Source organism: Citrobacter sp. Cpa228 (assembly GCF_030333085.1).
GTDB classification, from domain to species: Bacteria; Pseudomonadota; Gammaproteobacteria; order Enterobacterales; family Enterobacteriaceae; genus Citrobacter; species Citrobacter pasteurii.
Map to the genome: position 1 here is coordinate 252,918 of NZ_JAOWGQ010000037.1, position 19,810 is coordinate 272,727.

The window sequence follows — 19,810 nt, forward strand, 5'->3', positions numbered from 1 at the left end:
GACACCATTTGGAAAGCCTGTTAACCCTTCCTTTGGCTGGTGAGGCCAGAGTCAGGATCTTACAAATTACAGACACTCACCTGTTTGCCGAAAAGCATGAAACGCTGCTGGGTGTGAACACCTGGGACAGTTATCAATCCGTACTGGATGCCATACATGCAGAGTCGCCAGAGTACGATCTGATCGTCGCGACGGGGGATTTGGCGCAGGATCAATCCGCTGCTGCCTATCAGCATTTTGCTGAGGGCATCGCAAGCTTTCGTGCGCCCTGCGTTTGGCTACCGGGCAATCACGATTTTCAGCCGGCAATGTACAGCGCGCTACAGGATGCGGGAATTTCCCCTGCCAAGCGCGTTTTCATCGGCGAACAGTGGCAAATATTGTTGCTCGACAGCCAGGTGTTCGGCGTTCCCCACGGTGAATTAAGTGAATTTCAGCTCGAATGGCTGGAGCGTAAACTTGCCGATGCGCCTGAGCGCAATACCTTGCTGCTTCTGCATCATCATCCTTTGCCTGCGGGCTGCAGCTGGCTCGATCAGCACAGCCTGCGCAATGCGGCGGAGCTCGACAACGTGCTGGTGAATTATCCGCGCGTGAAGTATCTGCTGTGCGGGCATATTCATCAGGAGCTGGATCTGGACTGGAACGGTCGCCGGCTACTGGCGACGCCATCGACCTGCGTGCAGTTTAAGCCGCATTGTTCCAACTTCACGTTAGATACCATCAGCCCCGGCTGGCGGACGCTGGAGCTTTTTGCTGACGGGACGTTGCAGACTCAGGTTCGCCGTCTGCAGGGTAATCGTTTCCACCCTGATACCGCTTCAGAAGGCTACTGATGTCTACGCTTCTCTATCTTCATGGATTCAATAGTTCTCCTCGTTCGGCGAAGGCGTGTCTGCTAAAAAACTGGCTGGCGGAGCACCATCCGCACGTTGAGATAATTGTACCGCAGTTACCTCCGTATCCAGCCCAGGCGGCAGAGATGCTGGAGTCAATTATCCTTGAGCATGGCGGCGAGTCGCTGGGGATTGTCGGCTCCTCATTAGGAGGCTATTACGCCACCTGGCTGTCGCAATGTTTTATGCTGCCAGCGGTGGTGGTGAACCCGGCTGTACGGCCTTATGAACTGCTGGTCGACTATCTCGGTCAAAACGAGAACCCCTACACGGGGCAGCAATATGTGCTAGAGTCACGCCATATTTACGATCTTAAAGTCATGCAGATTGACCCGCTGGAAGCGCCGGATTTGATTTGGCTGCTTCAACAAACGGGCGATGAAGTGTTGGACTACCGCCAGGCGGTGGCGTATTACGCCTCCTGCCGTCAGACAGTTATTGAGGGCGGAAACCACGCATTCACGGGCTTCGAAGATTATTTCAACCCGATTGTCGATTTCCTTGGACTGCACAGTTTCTGACGATCAATTCGAATTGCTAATTTAAACCATGACGCAAACTTATAACGCTGATGCCATTGAGGTACTCACTGGGCTTGAGCCGGTACGCCGTCGCCCTGGGATGTACACTGACACGACCCGTCCTAACCATCTTGGACAGGAAGTGATTGATAACAGTGTGGATGAAGCACTGGCTGGCCACGCGAAACGCGTGGATGTGATCTTACATGCCGATCAATCGCTGGAAGTCATTGACGACGGACGCGGCATGCCGGTGGATATTCACCCAGAAGAAGGCGTTCCGGCGGTCGAGCTGATCCTCTGTCGCCTGCATGCAGGCGGTAAATTTTCTAATAAGAACTACCAGTTTTCAGGCGGTTTACACGGGGTAGGTATCTCCGTGGTCAACGCGCTTTCAAAACGTGTAGAAGTGAACGTGCGTCGCGATGGTCAGGTGTACAATATCGCGTTTGAAAACGGTGACAAAGTGCAGGATCTGCAGGTGGTCGGTACTTGCGGTAAACGCAATACCGGTACCAGCGTACACTTCTGGCCGGATGAAACCTTCTTTGACAGCCCGCGTTTCTCTGTTTCTCGCTTAACGCACGTACTGAAAGCCAAAGCGGTGCTGTGCCCGGGCGTAGAGATCACCTTTAAAGATGAAGTTAACAACAGCGAGCAGCGCTGGTGCTACCAGGACGGTCTGAATGACTACCTGAGCGAAGCGGTAAATGGCCTGCCGACGCTGCCGGAAAAACCGTTTATCGGTAATTTCAGCGGTGAAACAGAAACCGTAGACTGGGCGCTGCTCTGGCTACCGGAAGGCGGCGAGCTGCTGACCGAAAGCTATGTGAACCTGATCCCAACCATGCAGGGTGGGACGCACGTCAACGGTCTGCGTCAGGGTCTGCTGGATGCAATGCGCGAATTCTGCGAGTATCGTAATATTCTGCCGCGCGGCGTGAAGTTGTCTGCTGAAGATATCTGGGATCGCTGCGCCTATGTGCTGTCGGTAAAAATGCAGGATCCGCAGTTTGCCGGTCAAACCAAAGAACGCCTCTCTTCGCGTCAGTGTGCGGCGTTTGTTTCTGGCGTGGTGAAAGATGCCTTCAGCCTGTGGCTGAATCAGAACGTACAGTCAGCCGAACTGTTGGCTGAGATGGCGATTTCCAGTGCCCAGCGTCGCCTGCGTGCGGCGAAAAAAGTCGTACGTAAAAAGCTGACCAGCGGTCCGGCGCTGCCGGGCAAACTGGCGGACTGCACTGCACAGGATCTTAACCGCACCGAACTGTTTCTCGTCGAAGGTGACTCCGCAGGCGGTTCCGCCAAACAGGCGCGCGATCGTGAATTCCAGGCGATCATGCCGCTGAAAGGTAAGATCCTCAATACCTGGGAAGTCTCTTCTGATGAAGTGCTGGCCTCGCAGGAAGTGCATGATATTTCGGTGGCGATCGGCATCGATCCGGACAGCGACGATCTGAGCCAGTTGCGCTATGGCAAGATCTGTATTCTGGCGGATGCGGACTCCGATGGTTTGCACATCGCCACGCTGCTGTGCGCGCTGTTTGTGAAACACTTCCGTACGCTGGTGAAACACGGTCACGTCTACGTGGCGCTGCCGCCGTTATACCGTATCGACCTTGGTAAAGAGGTGTATTACGCGCTGACAGAAGAAGAAAAAGCGGGCGTGCTGGAGCAGTTAAAGCGCAAGAAAGGGAAACCGAACGTACAACGCTTTAAAGGTCTGGGTGAAATGAACCCGATGCAGTTACGTGAAACGACGCTGGATCCCAATACGCGTCGTCTGGTGCAGCTCATCATTGATGATGAGGACGATCAGCGTACGAATGCGGTGATGGATATGCTGCTGGCCAAGAAACGTTCAGAGGATCGTCGCAACTGGTTGCAGGAGAAAGGTGACCTGGCGGATCTCGAAGGCTAAGGGATATGGGTATGTAGGCCGGATAAGGCGGTTAATACCGCCATCCGGCAAGGTCATTATGCCCGATGGCGCTGCGCTTATCTGGCCCGGCGGCCATGACGATAACTTAAATACCCGATTCCAGAATACGGATATTCATGTCCAGCACGTCGCCTTTCACGGCTTCGCTGTAGGCCTTCATATGCGGGGTCTGCAAATGCGCTTCAAGATGCGCGATGCTTTCCCACTGTTCAACCATCACGATTGAGTCTGGTGCTGTGGTCTGAAAACTCACACCCGCAGCATGATCCACCATCGGCGCATAGCCGTGGCAGCCTTCTTCCTTCAGTACGGTCGGAACGATTTTAGCAAACTGATCCAGTACCGCCTGGCGGTGATGTTGACCTGGACGTGTACGGATTTCTGCAATAACAGTAAGCATGGTTAACTCCTTCTAATTCCAGGTGACTAGTTAACCAAAAATCTCGGTCAGATGCTTGCGATATTCTGCGATATAACGCGGAACATCTGGCATTTTAATCACGTCATTGGTGATAAACGTCGGCAGCGCTTCCATTCCCAGGAACTGATTTGCTTTATGGAACGGCAGATACACACCATCAACGCCAACACCATGGAAGAATTGGTCTTTTTCAGTGAAGGCTTCCATTGGCGCGTTCCAGGTCAGGGACAGCATGTATTTTTTGCCCTGAATCAGCCCGCCTGAGCCGTATTTTTTAGAGGCATCTGAACGTGTACGACCATCGCTGGCATACAGCGTACCGTGACCTTCGGTAAACACATCATCGATGTATTTTTTCACCGTCCACGGTGCACCCATCCACCAGCCCGGCATTTGCCAGATAACCACATCAGCCCAGACAAAGTTCTGCACTTCCGTTTCAATGTCGTAATCGCTATCTGCACGCACGATTTTAACATCATGCCCGAGGTCGCGCAGGATACCATCCGCGACCTCGGTCAGGGTGTCGTTTAACTGACCGTTAGAGTGAGCGAATTTTTTCGCCCCATTGATAATCAGAATGTTGCTCATGTTGTGTCCTCAAGGAAATACGTTTGAGGACGATTTTACTCCCACCAGCGGTGCGGTGAAATTAGCAAAATGTGCAAAGTCTTTTGCTATTTGAGCAATAATAACCCAGTTACCAACTGACTTTCGCTTCAAAGCCACCTTCCGGCACATTGCCAAACGAGGCTGACATTCCATGCAACGTCGCGATACGGCGGACAATCGACAGGCCGAGACCGCTGCCGGTAACACTTTGTCCCGGCGGACGATAAAAGCGTTCACCGATGTGCGTCAGGACTTCCGGCGCAACGCCCGGACCGTTATCTTTGACGCTAAAATAGCGGGAGTTAAGCGTCACCTCTACAATGCTACCCTGTGGGCTATAGCGAATCGCATTATCCAGTAGATTCCGCACCATCAGGCTGAGTAACAAGGGTTGTCCCATGCGCTTGATATCGTGGGCGTTAATCTGCAAACGCACATCAATGTGTGCCTGTTGCGCTGGGTGATAGATATCCATTACAGCGGATTGCAATAGTTCTTCCAGCGAGATATCAGCCACGTCCTGAAGGTTGTCGAGGGAGTCGAGGCGCGAAAGCGTCAGGAGCTGATCAACCAGTCGGGTAGCGCGGTCAATTCCCGTCTGCATCTGCATTAACGCTTTTTGTCGTGCCTGCGGATCATCGTCGGACAACTGCGCGACTTCGGTCTGTACCTTCAGTGCCGTCAACGGACTGCGCAGTTCGTGGGCGGCATCAGAGGTAAAGCGCCGTTCGCGAACCATCATCGAGTGTGTGCGGATAAACAGTTGATTGAGCGACTCAACCAGCGGGCGAACCTCGCCAGGAATACCTTTTAGGCTCAGTGGTTCTTCAGATTCCGGATCCCGCACACGTAAGGCCTGCGCCAGCTTTTTTAGCGGCTTAAGTTCAAGGCTTAACAGGACAATCAGGATCAGCAGCATCAGCGGCAGGGCGACCAGCCACGGCACCAATTGGGCTGTCACGATCGCCAGGGCCATATCTTCGCGATATTCCCACTCCTGACCGACCACGATCCGGTACTTTTTATCCGCTGAAGTTAGCCAGATAAAGCGCCATTTATCGTTATCACCGTTCAGATAACCATCGTCAAACCCTTCCCGACGATAGCTATAGGGAATGTACTGACCATTGTCACCATCATGAAGAACCATTTTCCCATCCGGCGTGTAGACCGCAAAGGTCAGTACATCGTCGTCAATATGGCCATGTTTGAACTTTTTCGGTGTCTGCGCGATGCGCTCAGAAGCTTTTAGTTCATCAAGATCCAGCGTGACCAGCCGTTTGGCAAACAGCATCAGTTGCGTGTCAAACATCTCGTCAACGTTATCGGTGGTTTGTTTCCATGCAACAAAACTGGAAATCAACCAGGTTACCAAAACCAAAATGATAAATATAAGCGTTAGTCTGACGCGCAGGCTGAGGCGTTGTGTGAGTTTCATGCGTCACCCAGGGTGTAACCAATGCCATGCACGGTACGGATAAAATCACTGCCGAGCTTACGGCGTAAGTGATGGACGTGCACCTCAACTGCATTACTGGAGACGTTTTCATCCCAGTTATACAGTTTTTCTTCAATCAGCTTGCGGGGCAGGACGCGTCCTTTGTTGCGCATCAGCAGTTCCAGCAGCGCGAACTCTTTTGGCTTGAGCGATAACGGCTCTCCCGCGAACGTGGCGACCAGCGCGCCGGGATTAAGCGTCACCTGACCGTGGCGCAGTTCACTGGTGGCCTGGCCGCTGGCGCGGCGTACCAACGCTTCAAGTCGGGCGGCAACTTCGATGAGTGCAAAGGGTTTACACAGATAGTCATCCGCGCCGAGGCGCAGACCTTCCACGCGTTCCGCCAGCGCGTCACGGGCGGTAAGAATAAGCACCGGTTCCTGCTTCCCGTTGGCTCGCCATTCGCGCAGGATATCGCGCCCGTCTATGCCTGGCAGCGTCAGGTCAAGGATCACCGCATCATAAGGGGCGCTGTAAAGCGCTTCTTTCCCCTGGCGACCCTCGGTAAACCAGTCGATGCTGAAACCCATTTTACTCAGACCTGTTTTAAGGCCATCGCCAATCAGCGTGTCATCTTCTACCAGTAAAATACGCATATGTTCTTCCCTGCGGTCGCTCTCATTACCGTCAAGTAAACCTGTGGCTACAGCCTCTGTACAGTAAAAAAAGTATCTTTTTTTGCCTTAAGAACTTGTTAAGGATTACCTTATTTAATAGTCGTAAACCAACATGAAAGGGAGACATGACGATGAAAAAATTAGCTGCAATGGTTGCTGTAATGGCACTGTGTTCCGCACCTGTTCTGGCAGCGCAGCAGGGCGGCTTCTCTGGACCGACGACGACAACGCAAAGCCAAAACGGCGGCTTTGTTGGCCCAAACGGTAGCAGCACGACGGTAGAAAGCGCCAAATCGCTGCGTGATGACACCTGGGTTACCCTGCGCGGGAACATCGTTGAGCGTATTTCCGACGACCTGTATGTGTTTAAAGATGCGACCGGCACAGTGAATGTAGATATTGACCACAAGCGCTGGAACGGCGTAACCGTCACGCCGCAGGATGTGGTTGAAATCCAGGGTGAAGTGGATAAAGACTGGAACTCCGTTGAAATCGACGTGAAACAGATTACCAAAGTTGCCAAATAATCCCCATCAGGGCCGTATTCGCGGCCCTTTTCTTTGTGACTCAACACGCCAGATAGGGTAGTATCTGCGGCAATATTGCCCTTCAATAGAGGGGTACAAAGTTGAGGAACCACGATTAATGAGCGATATGGCAGAGCGCCTGGCGCTGCATGAATTCACGGAAAACGCCTATCTGAACTACTCCATGTACGTCATCATGGACAGGGCGTTACCGTTTATTGGTGATGGTCTGAAACCTGTTCAGCGTCGCATCGTTTATGCGATGTCCGAACTGGGGCTGAATGCCAGCGCCAAATTTAAAAAATCCGCCCGTACCGTCGGTGACGTATTGGGTAAATACCATCCGCACGGCGACAGCGCCTGCTATGAAGCGATGGTGCTGATGGCCCAGCCCTTCTCTTACCGTTATCCGCTGGTTGACGGGCAGGGGAACTGGGGGGCACCAGACGATCCGAAATCCTTCGCCGCGATGCGTTACACGGAATCCCGCCTGTCGAAATATGCGGAAGTCCTGCTGGGTGAACTCGGTCAGGGAACGTCGGATTGGGTGCCAAACTTCGACGGTACCATGCAGGAGCCAAAAATGCTGCCTGCGCGTCTGCCGAATATCCTGCTAAACGGCACGACCGGGATTGCCGTGGGTATGGCGACGGACATTCCGCCGCACAACCTGCGTGAAGTGGCCAAAGCGGCAATTACGCTGATTGAACAGCCGAAAACGACGCTGGATCAACTGCTGGATATTGTACAGGGGCCGGATTATCCGACCGAAGCAGAGATCATTACCTCGCGTGCGGAGATTCGTAAGATTTACGAAAACGGTCGCGGCTCCGTTCGCATGCGTGCGGTATGGACGAAAGAAGATGGCGCGGTGGTGATTTCCGCGCTGCCGCACCAGGTCTCCGGCGCAAAAGTACTGGAGCAGATTGCGGCTCAAATGCGCAATAAAAAGTTGCCAATGGTAGACGACCTGCGCGATGAATCGGATCACGAAAACCCGACTCGTCTGGTAATTGTCCCGCGGTCGAATCGCGTGGATATGGAACAGGTGATGAACCATCTGTTTGCCACTACCGATCTGGAAAAAAGCTATCGCATTAACCTGAACATGATTGGCCTCGACGGTCGTCCGGCGGTGAAAAACCTGCTGGAGATCCTCACCGAATGGCTGACGTTCCGTCGCGATACCGTGCGCCGTCGCCTGAACTATCGCCTGGAGAAAGTACTCAAACGCCTGCACATTCTTGAAGGTTTGCTGATAGCGTTCCTCAACATTGATGAAGTGATCGAAATTATTCGTCATGAAGATGAACCAAAGCCTGAGCTGATGTCGCGGTTTGGTATTTCAGAAACTCAGGCGGAAGCCATTCTTGAGCTGAAATTACGTCACCTTGCCAAACTGGAAGAGATGAAAATCCGTGGTGAGCAGGACGAACTGGCGAAAGAGCGCGATCAACTGCAGGGCATTCTGGCCTCTGAGCGCAAAATGAGTAACCTGCTGAAGAAAGAACTGCAGGCTGATGCGGATGCTTATGGTGACGATCGCCGTTCTCCATTGCGGGAGCGTGAAGAAGCGAAGGCGATGAGCGAGCACGACATGTTGCCGTCTGAGCCGGTGACCATTGTGCTGTCCCAGAGTGGTTGGGTGCGAAGTGCGAAAGGCCACGACATTGATGCGCCTGGCTTAAGCTATAAAGCGGGCGACAGCTTTAAGTCGGCTGTGAAGGGTAAGAGTAACCAACCGGTTGTATTCGTTGACTCAACCGGGCGTAGCTATGCTATCGACCCAATTACGCTGCCGTCTGCACGGGGTCAGGGGGAACCGTTGACCGGTAAGCTCACGCTGCCACCGGGCGCGACGGTTGAGCATATGCTGATGGAAGGCGACGATCAGAAACTGCTTATGGCATCTGATGCTGGTTACGGTTTTGTCTGCACTTTCAATGACCTCGTTGCGCGTAACCGTGCGGGCAAGGCATTGATTACGCTGCCGGAAAACGCACATGTTATGCCGCCGGTGGTGATTGAAGATGAAACCGATATGCTGCTGGCGATTACCCATGCGGGCCGCATGTTGATGTTCCCGGTGAGCGATTTGCCGCAGTTGTCGAAAGGTAAAGGGAACAAGATTATCAACATCCCTTCAGCGGAAGCAGCGAAAGGTGAAGATGGCCTGGCGCTGCTCTACGTGCTGCCGCCACAAAGCACGCTGACTATTCACGTCGGCAAGCGCAAAATTAAACTGCGTCCTGAAGAGTTGCAGAAAGTAACCGGCGAGCGTGGTCGTCGCGGTACGCTAATGCGTGGCCTGCAGCGTATCGATCGTATTGATATTGACTCGCCTCGACGCGCCAGTCACGGCGACAGCGAAGAATAACGCCAGCGTCTGGCTCTCCCTGTTTTCGCACAGGGAGAGCTTGTTTTAAAAATTCCCGTGAAACCGTTGTTTATTCGTGCGTTGCGATTAACAATACGCTTTTCCAGAGAGCCACTCTTAACAATGCCCTAACCTGATGCAGTGTTCGGAATCAGGTGACGTAGAATGCCAGGCTCTTAGGCCTTTAGAGGTTGTTATGCTATATATTTTTCGTTTAATTATTACTGTTATTTACTGCATTTTGGTCTGTATTTTCGGTTGCATATACTGTCTGTTCAGCCCACGAAATCCAAAACACGTTGCGACGTTCGGCCATATGTTTGGTCGCCTGGCTCCCCTGTATGGCCTGAAGGTTGAGTGTCGCATGCCGCCTGACGCGAAGAACTATGGTAATGCTATCTATATTTGTAACCATCAGAATAACTATGACATGGTTACCGCAGCGAATATCGTTCAGCCACCGACGGTTACAGTAGGTAAAAAAAGCCTGTTGTGGATCCCTTTCTTCGGACAACTGTACTGGCTCACCGGTAATCTGTTGATCGACAGAAATAACCGCGCCAAAGCGCACAGCACCATTGCGGCGGTTGTGAACCACTTTAAAAAGCGTCGTATCTCTATCTGGATGTTCCCTGAAGGAACGCGTAGCCGTGGCCGTGGTCTGCTGCCGTTTAAAACAGGTGCGTTCCATGCGGCAATTGCTGCGGGTGTCCCGGTTATCCCTGTTTGCGTTTCAACAACCTCTAATAAGATCAAATTGAACCGACTCAATAATGGGCTGGCGATTGTAGAGATGCTGCCGCCAGTGGATATCAGTCATTTTGGTAAAGATCAGGTTCGTGAACTGGCAGCGCATTGCCGCACGCTGATGGAACAAAAAATCGCAGAACTCGATAAAGAAGTTGCTGAGCGGGAAGCTGCCGGTAAGGTTTGATTCGCTCATTTCGGGTTTGTTACAGGAAATGATTTCCTGCGTGTTAATCGCCAGTTTTTCATGGAGCTTATATGTCATTCAGTCGGCGTCAGTTCATTCAGGCATCGGGGATCGCATTGTGTGCAGGTGCTGTTCCGCTGAAGGCTAATGCTGCCGGTCAGCAACAACCGCTACCTGTTCCCCCCCTGCTGGAGTCCCGTCGGGGACAGCCGCTATTTATGACGCTGCAACGTGCGCACTGGTCGTTTACGCCGGGCACGCGCGCACCCGTATGGGGTGTTAACGGGCGCTACCTGGGGCCGACAATCCGCGTCTGGAAAGGTGATGACGTCAAGCTTATCTACAGCAACCGTCTGACAGAAAATGTCTCAATGACCGTTGCCGGATTACAGGTCCCGGGTCCTCTTATGGGGGGGCCGGCGCGTATGATGTCGCCTAATGCGGACTGGGCGCCCGTGCTGCCGATTCGCCAGAGTGCTGCAACCTTGTGGTATCACGCCAACACGCCAAATCGCACTGCCCAGCAGGTCTATAACGGCCTTGCCGGGATGTGGCTGGTTGAAGATGAAGTGAGTAAATCACTGCCGATCCCTAACCACTATGGCGTGGATGATTTTCCAGTCATTATTCAGGATAAGCGGCTGGATAATTTCGGTACGCCAGAATATAGCGAACCGGGCAGTGGGGGTTTTGTGGGGGATACTCTTCTGGTCAACGGGGCGCAAAGTCCGTATGTCGAAGTGTCCCGCGGCTGGGTGCGTTTGCGTTTGCTGAATGCCTCAAATTCGCGTCGATATCTGCTGAAAATGAGCGATGGTCGCGCGCTGCATGTTATCTCTGGCGATCAGGGGTTTTTACCCGCGCCGGTTTCGGTGAAGCAGCTATCGCTGGCGCCAGGCGAGCGTCGTGAGATTCTGGTCGATATGACCAACGGTGATGAAGTTTCGATTACCTGCGGCGAGGCGGCCAGTATTGTTGACAGGATCCGTGGTTTCTTTGAACCTTCCAGTATCCTGATCTCCACGCTGGTACTGACTCTGCGTCCAACCGGCCTTCTGCCGCTGGTAACGGATAGCCTGCCAATGCGTCTGTTACCCACCGAAATTTTGAGCGGCTCGCCGATTCGCAGCCGTGATATTAGCCTTGATGACGATCCTGGAATCAATGGCCAACTGTGGGATGTTAATCGCATGGATATCACGGCGCAGCAGGGCTCCTGGGAGCGCTGGACGGTGCGCGCCGATATGCCGCAGTCGTTCCATATTGAAGGCGTCTCTTTCCTGATCCGTAATGTGAATGGCGCGATGCCGTTCCCGGAAGACCGTGGCTGGAAAGATACCGTATGGGTTGATGGGCAAGTGGAGTTGCTGGTCTATTATGGGCAGCCTTCCTGGGCGCATTTTCCGTTCTACTTCAACAGCCAGACGCTGGAAATGGCAGACCGTGGTTCTATTGGCCAGATGCTGGTGAACCCGGCACCGTAATGGATATTCCTGTGCCGGGTGGCGGCTTCGCCTAACCCGGCCTGGGCCGTGCGAAAGCACAGGAACGGTCAGCGTAGCACCAGCAGAGATGAAATTTAACATCCTTACAATACTCCTTCATTTCCCCTGTTGATCCAGCGTATAATCCCCGGCCTTTGATTATTTTTTTACCATTTTTTTGGAAGCATTATGAGCGCAATATCCCTGATCCAACCGGACAGAGACCTTTTCTCCTGGCCGCAGTACTGGGCCGCCTGCTTTGGGCCGGCACCATTTTTGCCGATGTCACGCGACGAAATGGATCAACTTGGCTGGGATAGCTGCGACATCATTCTGGTTACCGGCGATGCGTACGTCGATCACCCGAGCTTCGGCATGGCTATTTGCGGCCGTATGCTGGAAGCACAGGGCTTTCGCGTGGGGATCATCGCCCAACCGGAGTGGAACAGCAAAGATGACTTTATGCGTCTGGGTAAACCGAACCTGTTCTTCGGCGTAACCGCCGGCAACATGGACTCGATGATCAACCGTTATACCGCCGATCGCCGACTGCGCCATGACGATGCCTATACGCCGGACAACGTGGCGGGTAAACGCCCGGACCGCGCGACGCTGGTTTATACCCAGCGCTGTAAAGAAGCCTGGAAAGATGTGCCGGTTATTCTCGGCGGTATTGAAGCCAGCCTGCGCCGTACTGCGCATTATGATTACTGGTCAGATACCGTGCGTCGTTCCGTGCTGGTGGATTCAAAAGCTGACATGCTGATGTTTGGCAACGGCGAACGCCCATTGGTGGAAGTCGCACACCGTCTGGCGATGGGCGAAACCATTGATCAGATCCGCGACGTGCGTAATACCGCGATTATGGTCAAAGAAGCGCTGCCGGGCTGGAGCGGGGTGGATTCCACGCGTCTGGACATGCCTGGGAAAATTGACCCTATTCCGCATCCGTACGGCGAAGATTTGCCGTGTGCTGACAACAAACCCGTGGCGCCGAAAAAACAAGAAGCGAAAGCGGTAACCGTACAGCCGCCGCGTCCGAAGCCGTGGGAAAAAACCTACGTACTGTTGCCGTCTTTCGAGAAAGTGAAGAGCGACAAAGTTCTGTACGCCCATGCGTCACGTATTCTGCATCACGAAACCAACCCAGGATGCGCGCGTGCGCTGATGCAAAAGCATGGCGATCGCTATATTTGGGTTAACCCGCCAGCGATCCCGTTGTCGACTGAAGAAATGGACAGCGTCTTTGCACTGCCGTACAAGCGCGTACCACATCCGGCGTACGGTAACAGCCGTATTCCCGCCTATGAGATGATCCGTTTCTCGATCAATATCATGCGAGGCTGTTTTGGTGGGTGCTCGTTCTGTTCGATCACCGAGCACGAAGGGCGCATTATCCAGAGCCGTTCTGAAGATTCGATCATCAATGAGATCGAAGCCATTCGCGATACCGTTCCGGGCTTTACCGGCGTGATTTCCGATCTCGGCGGTCCAACGGCAAACATGTATATGCTGCGCTGTAAGTCTCCGCGTGCAGAACAGACCTGTCGTCGTCTGTCCTGCGTTTACCCGGATATCTGCCCGCATATGGATACTAACCACGAACCGACGATTAATCTCTATCGCCGCGCGCGTGATCTGAAAGGCATTAAAAAGATCCTTATCGCATCCGGGGTGCGTTATGACATCGCCGTTGAGGACCCGCGCTATATTAAAGAGTTGGCAACTCACCATGTGGGTGGCTACCTGAAGATTGCGCCGGAGCATACCGAAGAAGGCCCATTGTCGAAGATGATGAAGCCGGGTATGGGCAGCTACGACCGCTTTAAGGAGCTGTTTGATACCTACTCTAAACAGGCCGGTAAAGAGCAGTACCTGATCCCGTACTTCATCTCCGCGCACCCGGGTACGCGTGATGAGGATATGGTGAATCTGGCGCTGTGGCTGAAACAGCGTCGTTTCCGTTTGGATCAAGTGCAGAACTTCTACCCATCACCGCTGGCAAACTCTACAACCATGTATTACACCGGGAAAAACCCGTTGGGCAAAATTGGTTATAAGAGTGAAGATGTGGTAGTGCCAAGAGGTGATAAACAGCGCCGTCTGCATAAAGCACTGCTGCGTTACCATGATCCTGCTAACTGGCCGTTAATCCGTCAGGCGCTGGAAGATATGGGGAAAAAGCATCTGATTGGCGGTCGCCGCGAATGTCTGGTTCCGGCCCCGACGCTGGAAGAGATGCGTGAAGCACGTCGTCAGAACCGCCATACCCGTCCGGCACTGACCAAGCATACGCCAGTCGCGCACCAGCGTCAGACGCCTGCGGCGAATAAAAAACGCGGGAAAGTCGCGGGGCGCTAATCTGTCAGATCCGGGAGTGGAATGCTTACCGGGCCTGACAGACCGTAGGCCGGATAAGGTGCTTGCACCGCTATCCGGCAGACGTGCTCAGTATTTATGCTTCGCGAATTCTGGCCGCTAATGCGGCCAGTTTTTCATCGTCAGCCCGTTCGTGGTCATGTGACGACAGATACCCTTCATACTGCTCGAAAAATTTAGTCTGCCGGGACTCGATCGGTTTCCAGCGCGTCAAATCACCTGTGCCATGCATAGGGCTGAGCTTACTGTGCACATGATCCACGCCAAACCCTTCGAAAAACATCCCCGTACGACTGACATCCGGGAAAGCATTATCCAGTTTTTTCGCCACCTTTTGGGTCGCCAGCATCAGGTCTGCCAGCGCCTGTGGCGGCATATCAAATGCATAGCTTGGGTAGTGCTTTTTCGGGATCACCACGGTAAACCCCTCGGTGTTCGGGAAAATCGACAGAAAGGCCAGGTGATGCTCGTCTTCCCAGACTTTATGGCAGGGCGCTTTACCTTCAACAATTTGACAGAAAATACAGGTCATTCCTTTTCTCCGTAGATAAGACGTTTCGTCAGGACGCAGTGAGTTTAGTACAGACCCAGTATCTTCCACCACATCAGCCCTACAGTGATAAAGACGGCTTGATTAAACAGGCTGATGATGAATCCTGTTCGCCACCAGACTCCCATCGGTACGTACCCGGCACCAAACAGAATCGGCCCGCGAGCGTGAGTGTACTGAGTGAGGGAACAGTACAGACTGCTGGTGAAGGCCAGCATCAACGCCGTAGGGGCTGCAGGAATATTCAAATGCAGGCCGACGCCAAGGAAAACGGCGTACAGCGCCGCAATCTGCGCATTACCGCTGGCAAAAAAGTAGTGGGTATAAAAGTAGGCGGCGTTGAGCAGCAGCAGGACAACCACCCAACTGGTCCCATGCATGGTACTGCTCAGGCTATCGCCAATCAGGTTGCCAAACCAGGTGGTAAAGCCCAGTTTTTTCAACTGATTTGCCATCATCAATAGTGCGGCAAACCAGATCAGTGTATCCCACGCACCTTTCTCGCTTTTGACATCTTCCCAGCTTAGAACGCCGCTGAGCAGCAAGATGGATAAACCAACAAATGAGGCGGTGGTGGCGTCGACGCCCAGGGTATCACCAAAAATCCACAGCACCAGCAGGACGCCGACGGTAGCCAGCATCAGCCATTCACCGCGTGACATACGGCCCATTTCCGCCAGTTCTTTACGCGCCAGATTAGGGGCATCCGGCGTGTGTTTAATTTCCGGACGCACAATCCAGTAGACCAGTAATGGAACCAGCAGTAAGGAAACCAGGCAAGGCAGCAGCGCCGCCATAAACCAACTGCCCCAGGTGAGTGTGACCCCCGCATTGGCCGCCAGTTTCACTGCCAACAGGTTGCCGGTATAGCCAGTCATAAAGAGCGCGGCGGTGACGTCGTTGACGTTGCCAATACAGGTGATAAGAAAGGTACCGATTTTACTGCGGGACTCATCTTCCGGGTTCGAATGGAAACTGCGCGCCAGGGAGTCGGCAATTGGATAGATGACGCCGCCGCAGCGTGCCGTATTGCTTGGCATTGCGGGGGACAGTATCAGGTCCGCAAACGCCAGCCCGTAGGCGAGTCCCAGCGTGCGCTTGCCGAGCAGGCGAATCATCTGCAGCGCAATACGTCGTCCGAGTCCCGTTTTGATAAACCCGCGGGCAATCATAAAGGCGACGACAATCAGCCAGATCAGCGAACTGTTCAGTTCGCTCAGTGCGGTGGTAATAGCGCCGCTGGCGGTTTTATCCCCGGCAGCATAAGCGAGGGCAAAAACGGTAATACCGATAATGCCGACTGCGCCAATAGGCAGAACTTTTGCCACGATAGAAGCAATGGTAGCAACGAAGATAATGGCTGAATGCCAGGCTGGCGCACTTAACCCACTGGGTGGGGTAAGCTGCCAGAGCCCGGCACAAATAAATAGTATAAGAATCAATGGGAGCCATTTGACGCCTTGCTGTGTTTTTTCCACCATGGTCACGCACCTATAGACATTTGTGATGTATTCATGAAAACAATATTATTACTGAATAATTAGTAAGTTATATTGCGTAATGCTGCACGTGGATGTGCCATAAATACATCTATAGTTGTGCGTTTATTGTTTCTTAATATTTCGGCAAGGGAAAAGCCCGACGGGAATGCCGGGCTGGAGAGGAGAGATTAACCGCCGAACTGATCCGGGTCAGGGCCCAGGCGTTTCCCTTGATCGAGTTTTGCGATTTCACCGAGTTCATCTTTGTCCAGGCGGAAGTCCCAGACATTGAAGTTCTCGGCAATACGGGCAGGGGTGACGGATTTCGGGATCACCACCAGGCCGCTATCCAGATGCCAGCGGATGACAATCTGCGCCGGTGATTTACCATATTTTTCAGCGAGGTCGCGAATGATCTTTTGATCGAATACATCTTTACCGCCTTGCGCCAGCGGGCTCCAGGATTCGGTCTGGATTTTATGTGTGGCGTTCCAGGCGTGCAGCTGGCGTTGCTGCATCAGTGGATGCAGTTCTATCTGGTTAATCACCGGCGGGACGCCTGTTTCATCTATCAGCCGCTGGAGATGGTTGATCTGAAAGTTGCACACGCCGATGCTCTTAATCAGCCCCTCTTTTTGCAAGTTGATCATGTTTTCCCACGCTTCAACGTAGTGATCGATCGCCGGGACAGGCCAGTGCATCAGGTAGAGATCGAGGTAATCGAGCTGGAGTTTCTCCATGCTTTCGAGCAACGCTTCCCGTGGGCGTTTCTGGTCATCATTCCACAGCTTGGTGGTAATGAATAACTCTTCGCGTGGCACGCCCGCATCGCGTATTGCTTTGCCGACACCTTCTTCGTTTTTGTACGCCGCAGCGGTATCAATTGAGCGATACCCTACTTCCAGCGCTTTATGAATGGCGGTGATGACTTCTTCGTTGCTTGCCTTCCAGACCCCCAGGCCCAGTTGCGGCATGACGTTACCATCCTGTAGCTTGATAATGGTTGGACCGGTCATAATTCCCCCCTACACTTAATCCTTCAGGCTGCCTCTTTGTTGGCTGCTTGCGTTTACCCCAGTCACGTACTTATGTACGCTCCCGGGGATTCACTCAATTGCCGCCTCGATGCATCATGAATGATTGGGTGTAAATTGAGTTCACCGGAGCAGCCCCCGGTGAGTTAGGTGTGACTTAAGCCTGGTATAAATAGCCAAAAACGAAAGTCGGAGGTTAAAAAACCTTAGCGGGCAGCTTCGTAAATCCGGCGGCTGACGTCCAGAGTAATGTCCTGATGTTCACCCAGTTTCGTGCCGCCATGCGCTTGCAGTTTTTCCAGCAGTGCCGGGATGGAGCTGCCATCCAGACCGTAGTCAGACAGGCGAGTCGGTACACCCATTTGTTCGAAGAAAGCGCGGGTTGCGGCAATGGCGGCGTCGATGCGCTGGTCATCGCTTCCTTCGGTGATATTCCAGATGCGCTCTGCGTATTGCAGCAGTTTGGCACGCTTGGTATCGCGTTTTTCATTCCACAATGCAGGCAGGACGATTGCCAGCGTCTGAGCGTGGTCAAGTCCGTGCATCGCCGTCAGCTCGTGACCCAGCATATGGGTTGCCCAGTCCTGCGGTACGCCTGCGCCGATCAGGCCGTTCAGCGCCTGGGTTGCCGCCCACATGACGTTTGCACGTACGTTGTAATTTTCCGGCTCCTGCAACGCTTTTGGACCGTCTTCTATCAGCGTCAGCAGAATGCCTTCGGCAAAGCGATCCTGAATTTTCCCGTCTACCGGATAAGTCACATATTGTTCTACAGTATGAACAAAAGCATCTACCACGCCGTTGGCAACCTGACGCGGCGGCAGGGTATAGGTGTAAACCGGATCGAGTACAGCAAATACGGGCTGGACAAACGGGGTCATGAAGGCCAGTTTGTCGCCAGTCGTTTTGCGCGAAATTACCGCGCCGGAGTTAGATTCAGAGCCGGTTGCCGGCAGGGTCAGTACCGAGCCCATTGGGATGGCGCTTTGTACGTCGTTACCGTGGGTTTCCAGAATGCGCCACGGGTCAACACCGTCAGCATAATGTGCCGCTGCGGCGATGAATTTTGTGCCATCAAGAACAGAACCGCCGCCTACCGCCAGCAGGAATGTCACCTTCTCATCATGGACAATTTTTACCGCGTTCATCAGCGTTTCATAAGACGGGTTCGGCTCAATACCGCCAAATTCCAGCACGTCCAGGCCTTTCAGTGCATCCTGAACCTGTGCCAGAACGCCGGTTTTTTTCACGCTACCACCGCCGTAGGTAATCAGTACGCGAGCATTCTGTGGGATTTGGTCGCGCAGTTCTGCAATCGCGCCTTTACCAAACAGAATGCGGGTTGGGGTATGGAGATTAAAGTTGTTCATTGCTCGTTACCTTGTGTGGGTAAAAAAGAGGGTAGGCGAGTGCCTGCCTGATGGTGAACATTGTGGTCGTCAGAAGCGTTCCTCTCAATGCTCATTTCTGCCGATGTCTTGCCCATTTCTACAGACTACTGGAGAAAATGGATAAAAGTGCGCACTATATCAGGGTTGCAAATCAATGATGAAATGGTGCCCTATGAACCGTGATGAGATCTGTCTCCTGCTGACAGATAAAATTAACCAGCTGAAAAATAATGAAAATAAATTAAATGATCTGCTGCCTGATATTCGCTTACTGTATGGCTCTGAACCTGGGGGGCGCACACCAGTGATGTATCAGCCTGGCATTATATTTCTCTTTTCAGGATATAAAATTGGTTATATCAACGAGCGTGTCTTTCGCTATGATGCCAACGAATACTTACTGCTCACAGTACCTTTACCCTTTGAATGTGAAACTTATGCGACACCGGACGTTCCGTTGGCTGGTATCCGCCTGAACGTCGATATCCTGCAATTGCAGGAATTGCTGATGGATATTGGGGAGGATGAACTGTTCCAGCCCGCAATGGCGGCAAGCGGGATCAACTCCGCGACGCTATCCGATGAAATTCTCTGTGCAGCGGAACGCCTGCTGGATGTGATGGAACGGCCATTGGATGCACGTATTCTGGGAAAACAGATTATTCGTGAGATCCTCTACCATGTGCTGACCGGGCCGCGTGGAGGGGCGTTATTGGCGCTGGTCAGTCGCCAGACACATTTCAGTTTGATAAGCCGTGTGCTGAAGCGGATTGAAACCAAATACACCGAAAATCTCAATGTAGAACAGCTGGCGGCAGAAGCCAATATGAGCGTGTCGGCGTTCCATCATAATTTTAAATCGGTGACCAGTACTTCACCGTTGCAGTATCTGAAGAGCTATCGATTGCATAAAGCGCGGATGATGATGATTCATGACGGGATGAAAGCCAGTGCGGCGGCAATGCGCGTGGGTTATGAGAGTGCATCGCAGTTTAGTCGGGAGTTCAAACGTTACTTTGGCGTAACGCCTGGAGAGGATGCAGCCAGAATTCGGATGATGCAGGGGAGTTGATTTCTTGTCGGCCTGACAGGTATCCCGTAGGCCTAAACGCTGCGCGCCATATGGAGAAATGCCGGAGAGTATCC

The 19,810-nt window shown here is 52.9% G+C and carries 17 protein-coding genes; 9 read left to right on the forward strand and 8 right to left on the reverse strand.

Annotation, left to right across the window (positions count from 1 at the left end; genetic code table 11):
• Window positions 1-8: 8 nt before the first annotated feature.
• Genes cpdA through parE form a run of 3 tightly spaced genes read left to right on the forward strand, consistent with a single transcriptional unit; the run spans window position 9 to window position 3,338 of the window.
• On the forward strand, window positions 9-836 hold the full coding sequence (gene cpdA, locus OGX91_RS05980) for a 3',5'-cyclic-AMP phosphodiesterase (RefSeq protein WP_003838143.1): 828 nt from the start codon (window positions 9-11) through the stop codon (window positions 834-836).
• Entirely contained in the window at window positions 836-1,417 is a 582-nt protein-coding gene (gene yqiA / locus OGX91_RS05985) for an esterase YqiA (protein WP_079934121.1), read from the forward strand. Before cpdA ends, yqiA begins: the two co-directional genes overlap by 1 nt.
• A gap of 28 nt (window positions 1,418-1,445) precedes the next feature.
• Window positions 1,446-3,338 carry a DNA topoisomerase IV subunit B gene (gene parE, locus OGX91_RS05990; RefSeq protein ID WP_040233967.1) on the forward strand — a complete coding sequence of 631 codons (1,893 nt, stop codon included), beginning with the start codon at window positions 1,446-1,448 and terminating at the stop codon, window positions 3,336-3,338.
• A gap of 106 nt (window positions 3,339-3,444) precedes the next feature.
• On the opposite strand, the gene OGX91_RS05995 is transcribed toward parE, so the two are convergent.
• The 4 genes from OGX91_RS05995 to qseB form a co-directional block, all read right to left on the reverse strand.
• Complete coding sequence (locus OGX91_RS05995; protein ID WP_003024557.1) at window positions 3,445-3,759, reverse strand: putative quinol monooxygenase; 315 nt, start codon at window positions 3,757-3,759, stop codon at window positions 3,445-3,447.
• Window positions 3,760-3,789: 30 nt separating this feature from the next.
• Window positions 3,790-4,371, reverse strand: coding sequence for an NAD(P)H-dependent oxidoreductase (locus OGX91_RS06000; protein WP_040233968.1), 582 nt, complete (start codon window positions 4,369-4,371; stop codon window positions 3,790-3,792).
• A 109-nt stretch (window positions 4,372-4,480) separates the two neighbouring features.
• The gene (qseC, locus tag OGX91_RS06005; protein ID WP_005123101.1) at window positions 4,481-5,830 is read right to left on the reverse strand and encodes a quorum sensing histidine kinase QseC; all 1,350 of its coding nucleotides are present in this window, start codon (window positions 5,828-5,830) and stop codon (window positions 4,481-4,483) included.
• Window positions 5,827-6,486, reverse strand: a complete 660-nt coding sequence (qseB, locus tag OGX91_RS06010) for a quorum sensing response regulator transcription factor QseB (RefSeq protein WP_005123103.1) — start codon at window positions 6,484-6,486, stop codon at window positions 5,827-5,829. The genes qseC and qseB overlap by 4 nt, the downstream gene beginning before the upstream one ends.
• Before the next feature lie 152 nt (window positions 6,487-6,638).
• Between qseB and OGX91_RS06015 the strand changes: the two genes are divergently transcribed.
• The 5 genes from OGX91_RS06015 to OGX91_RS06035 all read left to right on the forward strand — a co-directional run bounded on the left by OGX91_RS06015 (window position 6,639) and on the right by OGX91_RS06035 (window position 14,190).
• Window positions 6,639-7,034 carry a YgiW/YdeI family stress tolerance OB fold protein gene (locus OGX91_RS06015; protein WP_005123105.1) on the forward strand — a complete coding sequence of 132 codons (396 nt, stop codon included), beginning with the start codon at window positions 6,639-6,641 and terminating at the stop codon, window positions 7,032-7,034.
• Window positions 7,035-7,152: 118 nt separating this feature from the next.
• Window positions 7,153-9,411, forward strand: coding sequence for a DNA topoisomerase IV subunit A (gene parC, locus OGX91_RS06020; protein WP_199947151.1), 2,259 nt, complete (start codon window positions 7,153-7,155; stop codon window positions 9,409-9,411).
• Window positions 9,412-9,607: 196 nt separating this feature from the next.
• The gene (plsC, locus tag OGX91_RS06025; protein WP_040233973.1) at window positions 9,608-10,345 is read left to right on the forward strand and encodes a 1-acylglycerol-3-phosphate O-acyltransferase; all 738 of its coding nucleotides are present in this window, start codon (window positions 9,608-9,610) and stop codon (window positions 10,343-10,345) included.
• 71 nt (window positions 10,346-10,416) lie between these two features.
• A complete protein-coding gene (gene ftsP, locus OGX91_RS06030; RefSeq protein WP_005123112.1) occupies window positions 10,417-11,829 on the forward strand; it encodes a cell division protein FtsP in 1,413 nt (470 codons plus the stop codon).
• A 189-nt stretch (window positions 11,830-12,018) separates the two neighbouring features.
• Window positions 12,019-14,190 (forward strand): YgiQ family radical SAM protein, encoded by a 2,172-nt coding sequence (locus OGX91_RS06035; RefSeq protein WP_040233974.1) that lies wholly within the window; start codon window positions 12,019-12,021, stop codon window positions 14,188-14,190.
• 94 nt (window positions 14,191-14,284) lie between these two features.
• On the opposite strand, the gene OGX91_RS06040 is transcribed toward OGX91_RS06035, so the two are convergent.
• The 4 genes from OGX91_RS06040 to yqhD all read right to left on the reverse strand — a co-directional run bounded on the left by OGX91_RS06040 (window position 14,285) and on the right by yqhD (window position 18,643).
• The gene (locus OGX91_RS06040) at window positions 14,285-14,740 is read right to left on the reverse strand and encodes an HIT family protein (protein WP_005123115.1); all 456 of its coding nucleotides are present in this window, start codon (window positions 14,738-14,740) and stop codon (window positions 14,285-14,287) included.
• 44 nt (window positions 14,741-14,784) lie between these two features.
• On the reverse strand, window positions 14,785-16,239 hold the full coding sequence (locus OGX91_RS06045; RefSeq protein ID WP_199947149.1) for a DASS family sodium-coupled anion symporter: 1,455 nt from the start codon (window positions 16,237-16,239) through the stop codon (window positions 14,785-14,787).
• A 188-nt stretch (window positions 16,240-16,427) separates the two neighbouring features.
• Window positions 16,428-17,255 carry a 2,5-didehydrogluconate reductase DkgA gene (gene dkgA / locus OGX91_RS06050; protein ID WP_199947148.1) on the reverse strand — a complete coding sequence of 276 codons (828 nt, stop codon included), beginning with the start codon at window positions 17,253-17,255 and terminating at the stop codon, window positions 16,428-16,430.
• A gap of 224 nt (window positions 17,256-17,479) precedes the next feature.
• Window positions 17,480-18,643, reverse strand: coding sequence for an alcohol dehydrogenase (gene yqhD / locus OGX91_RS06055; protein ID WP_199947147.1), 1,164 nt, complete (start codon window positions 18,641-18,643; stop codon window positions 17,480-17,482).
• Window positions 18,644-18,836: 193 nt separating this feature from the next.
• On the opposite strand from yqhD, the gene OGX91_RS06060 reads away from it, so the two are divergent.
• The gene (locus tag OGX91_RS06060) at window positions 18,837-19,736 is read left to right on the forward strand and encodes an AraC family transcriptional regulator (protein WP_005123124.1); all 900 of its coding nucleotides are present in this window, start codon (window positions 18,837-18,839) and stop codon (window positions 19,734-19,736) included.
• The last annotated feature ends 74 nt before the right edge of the window (window positions 19,737-19,810 follow it).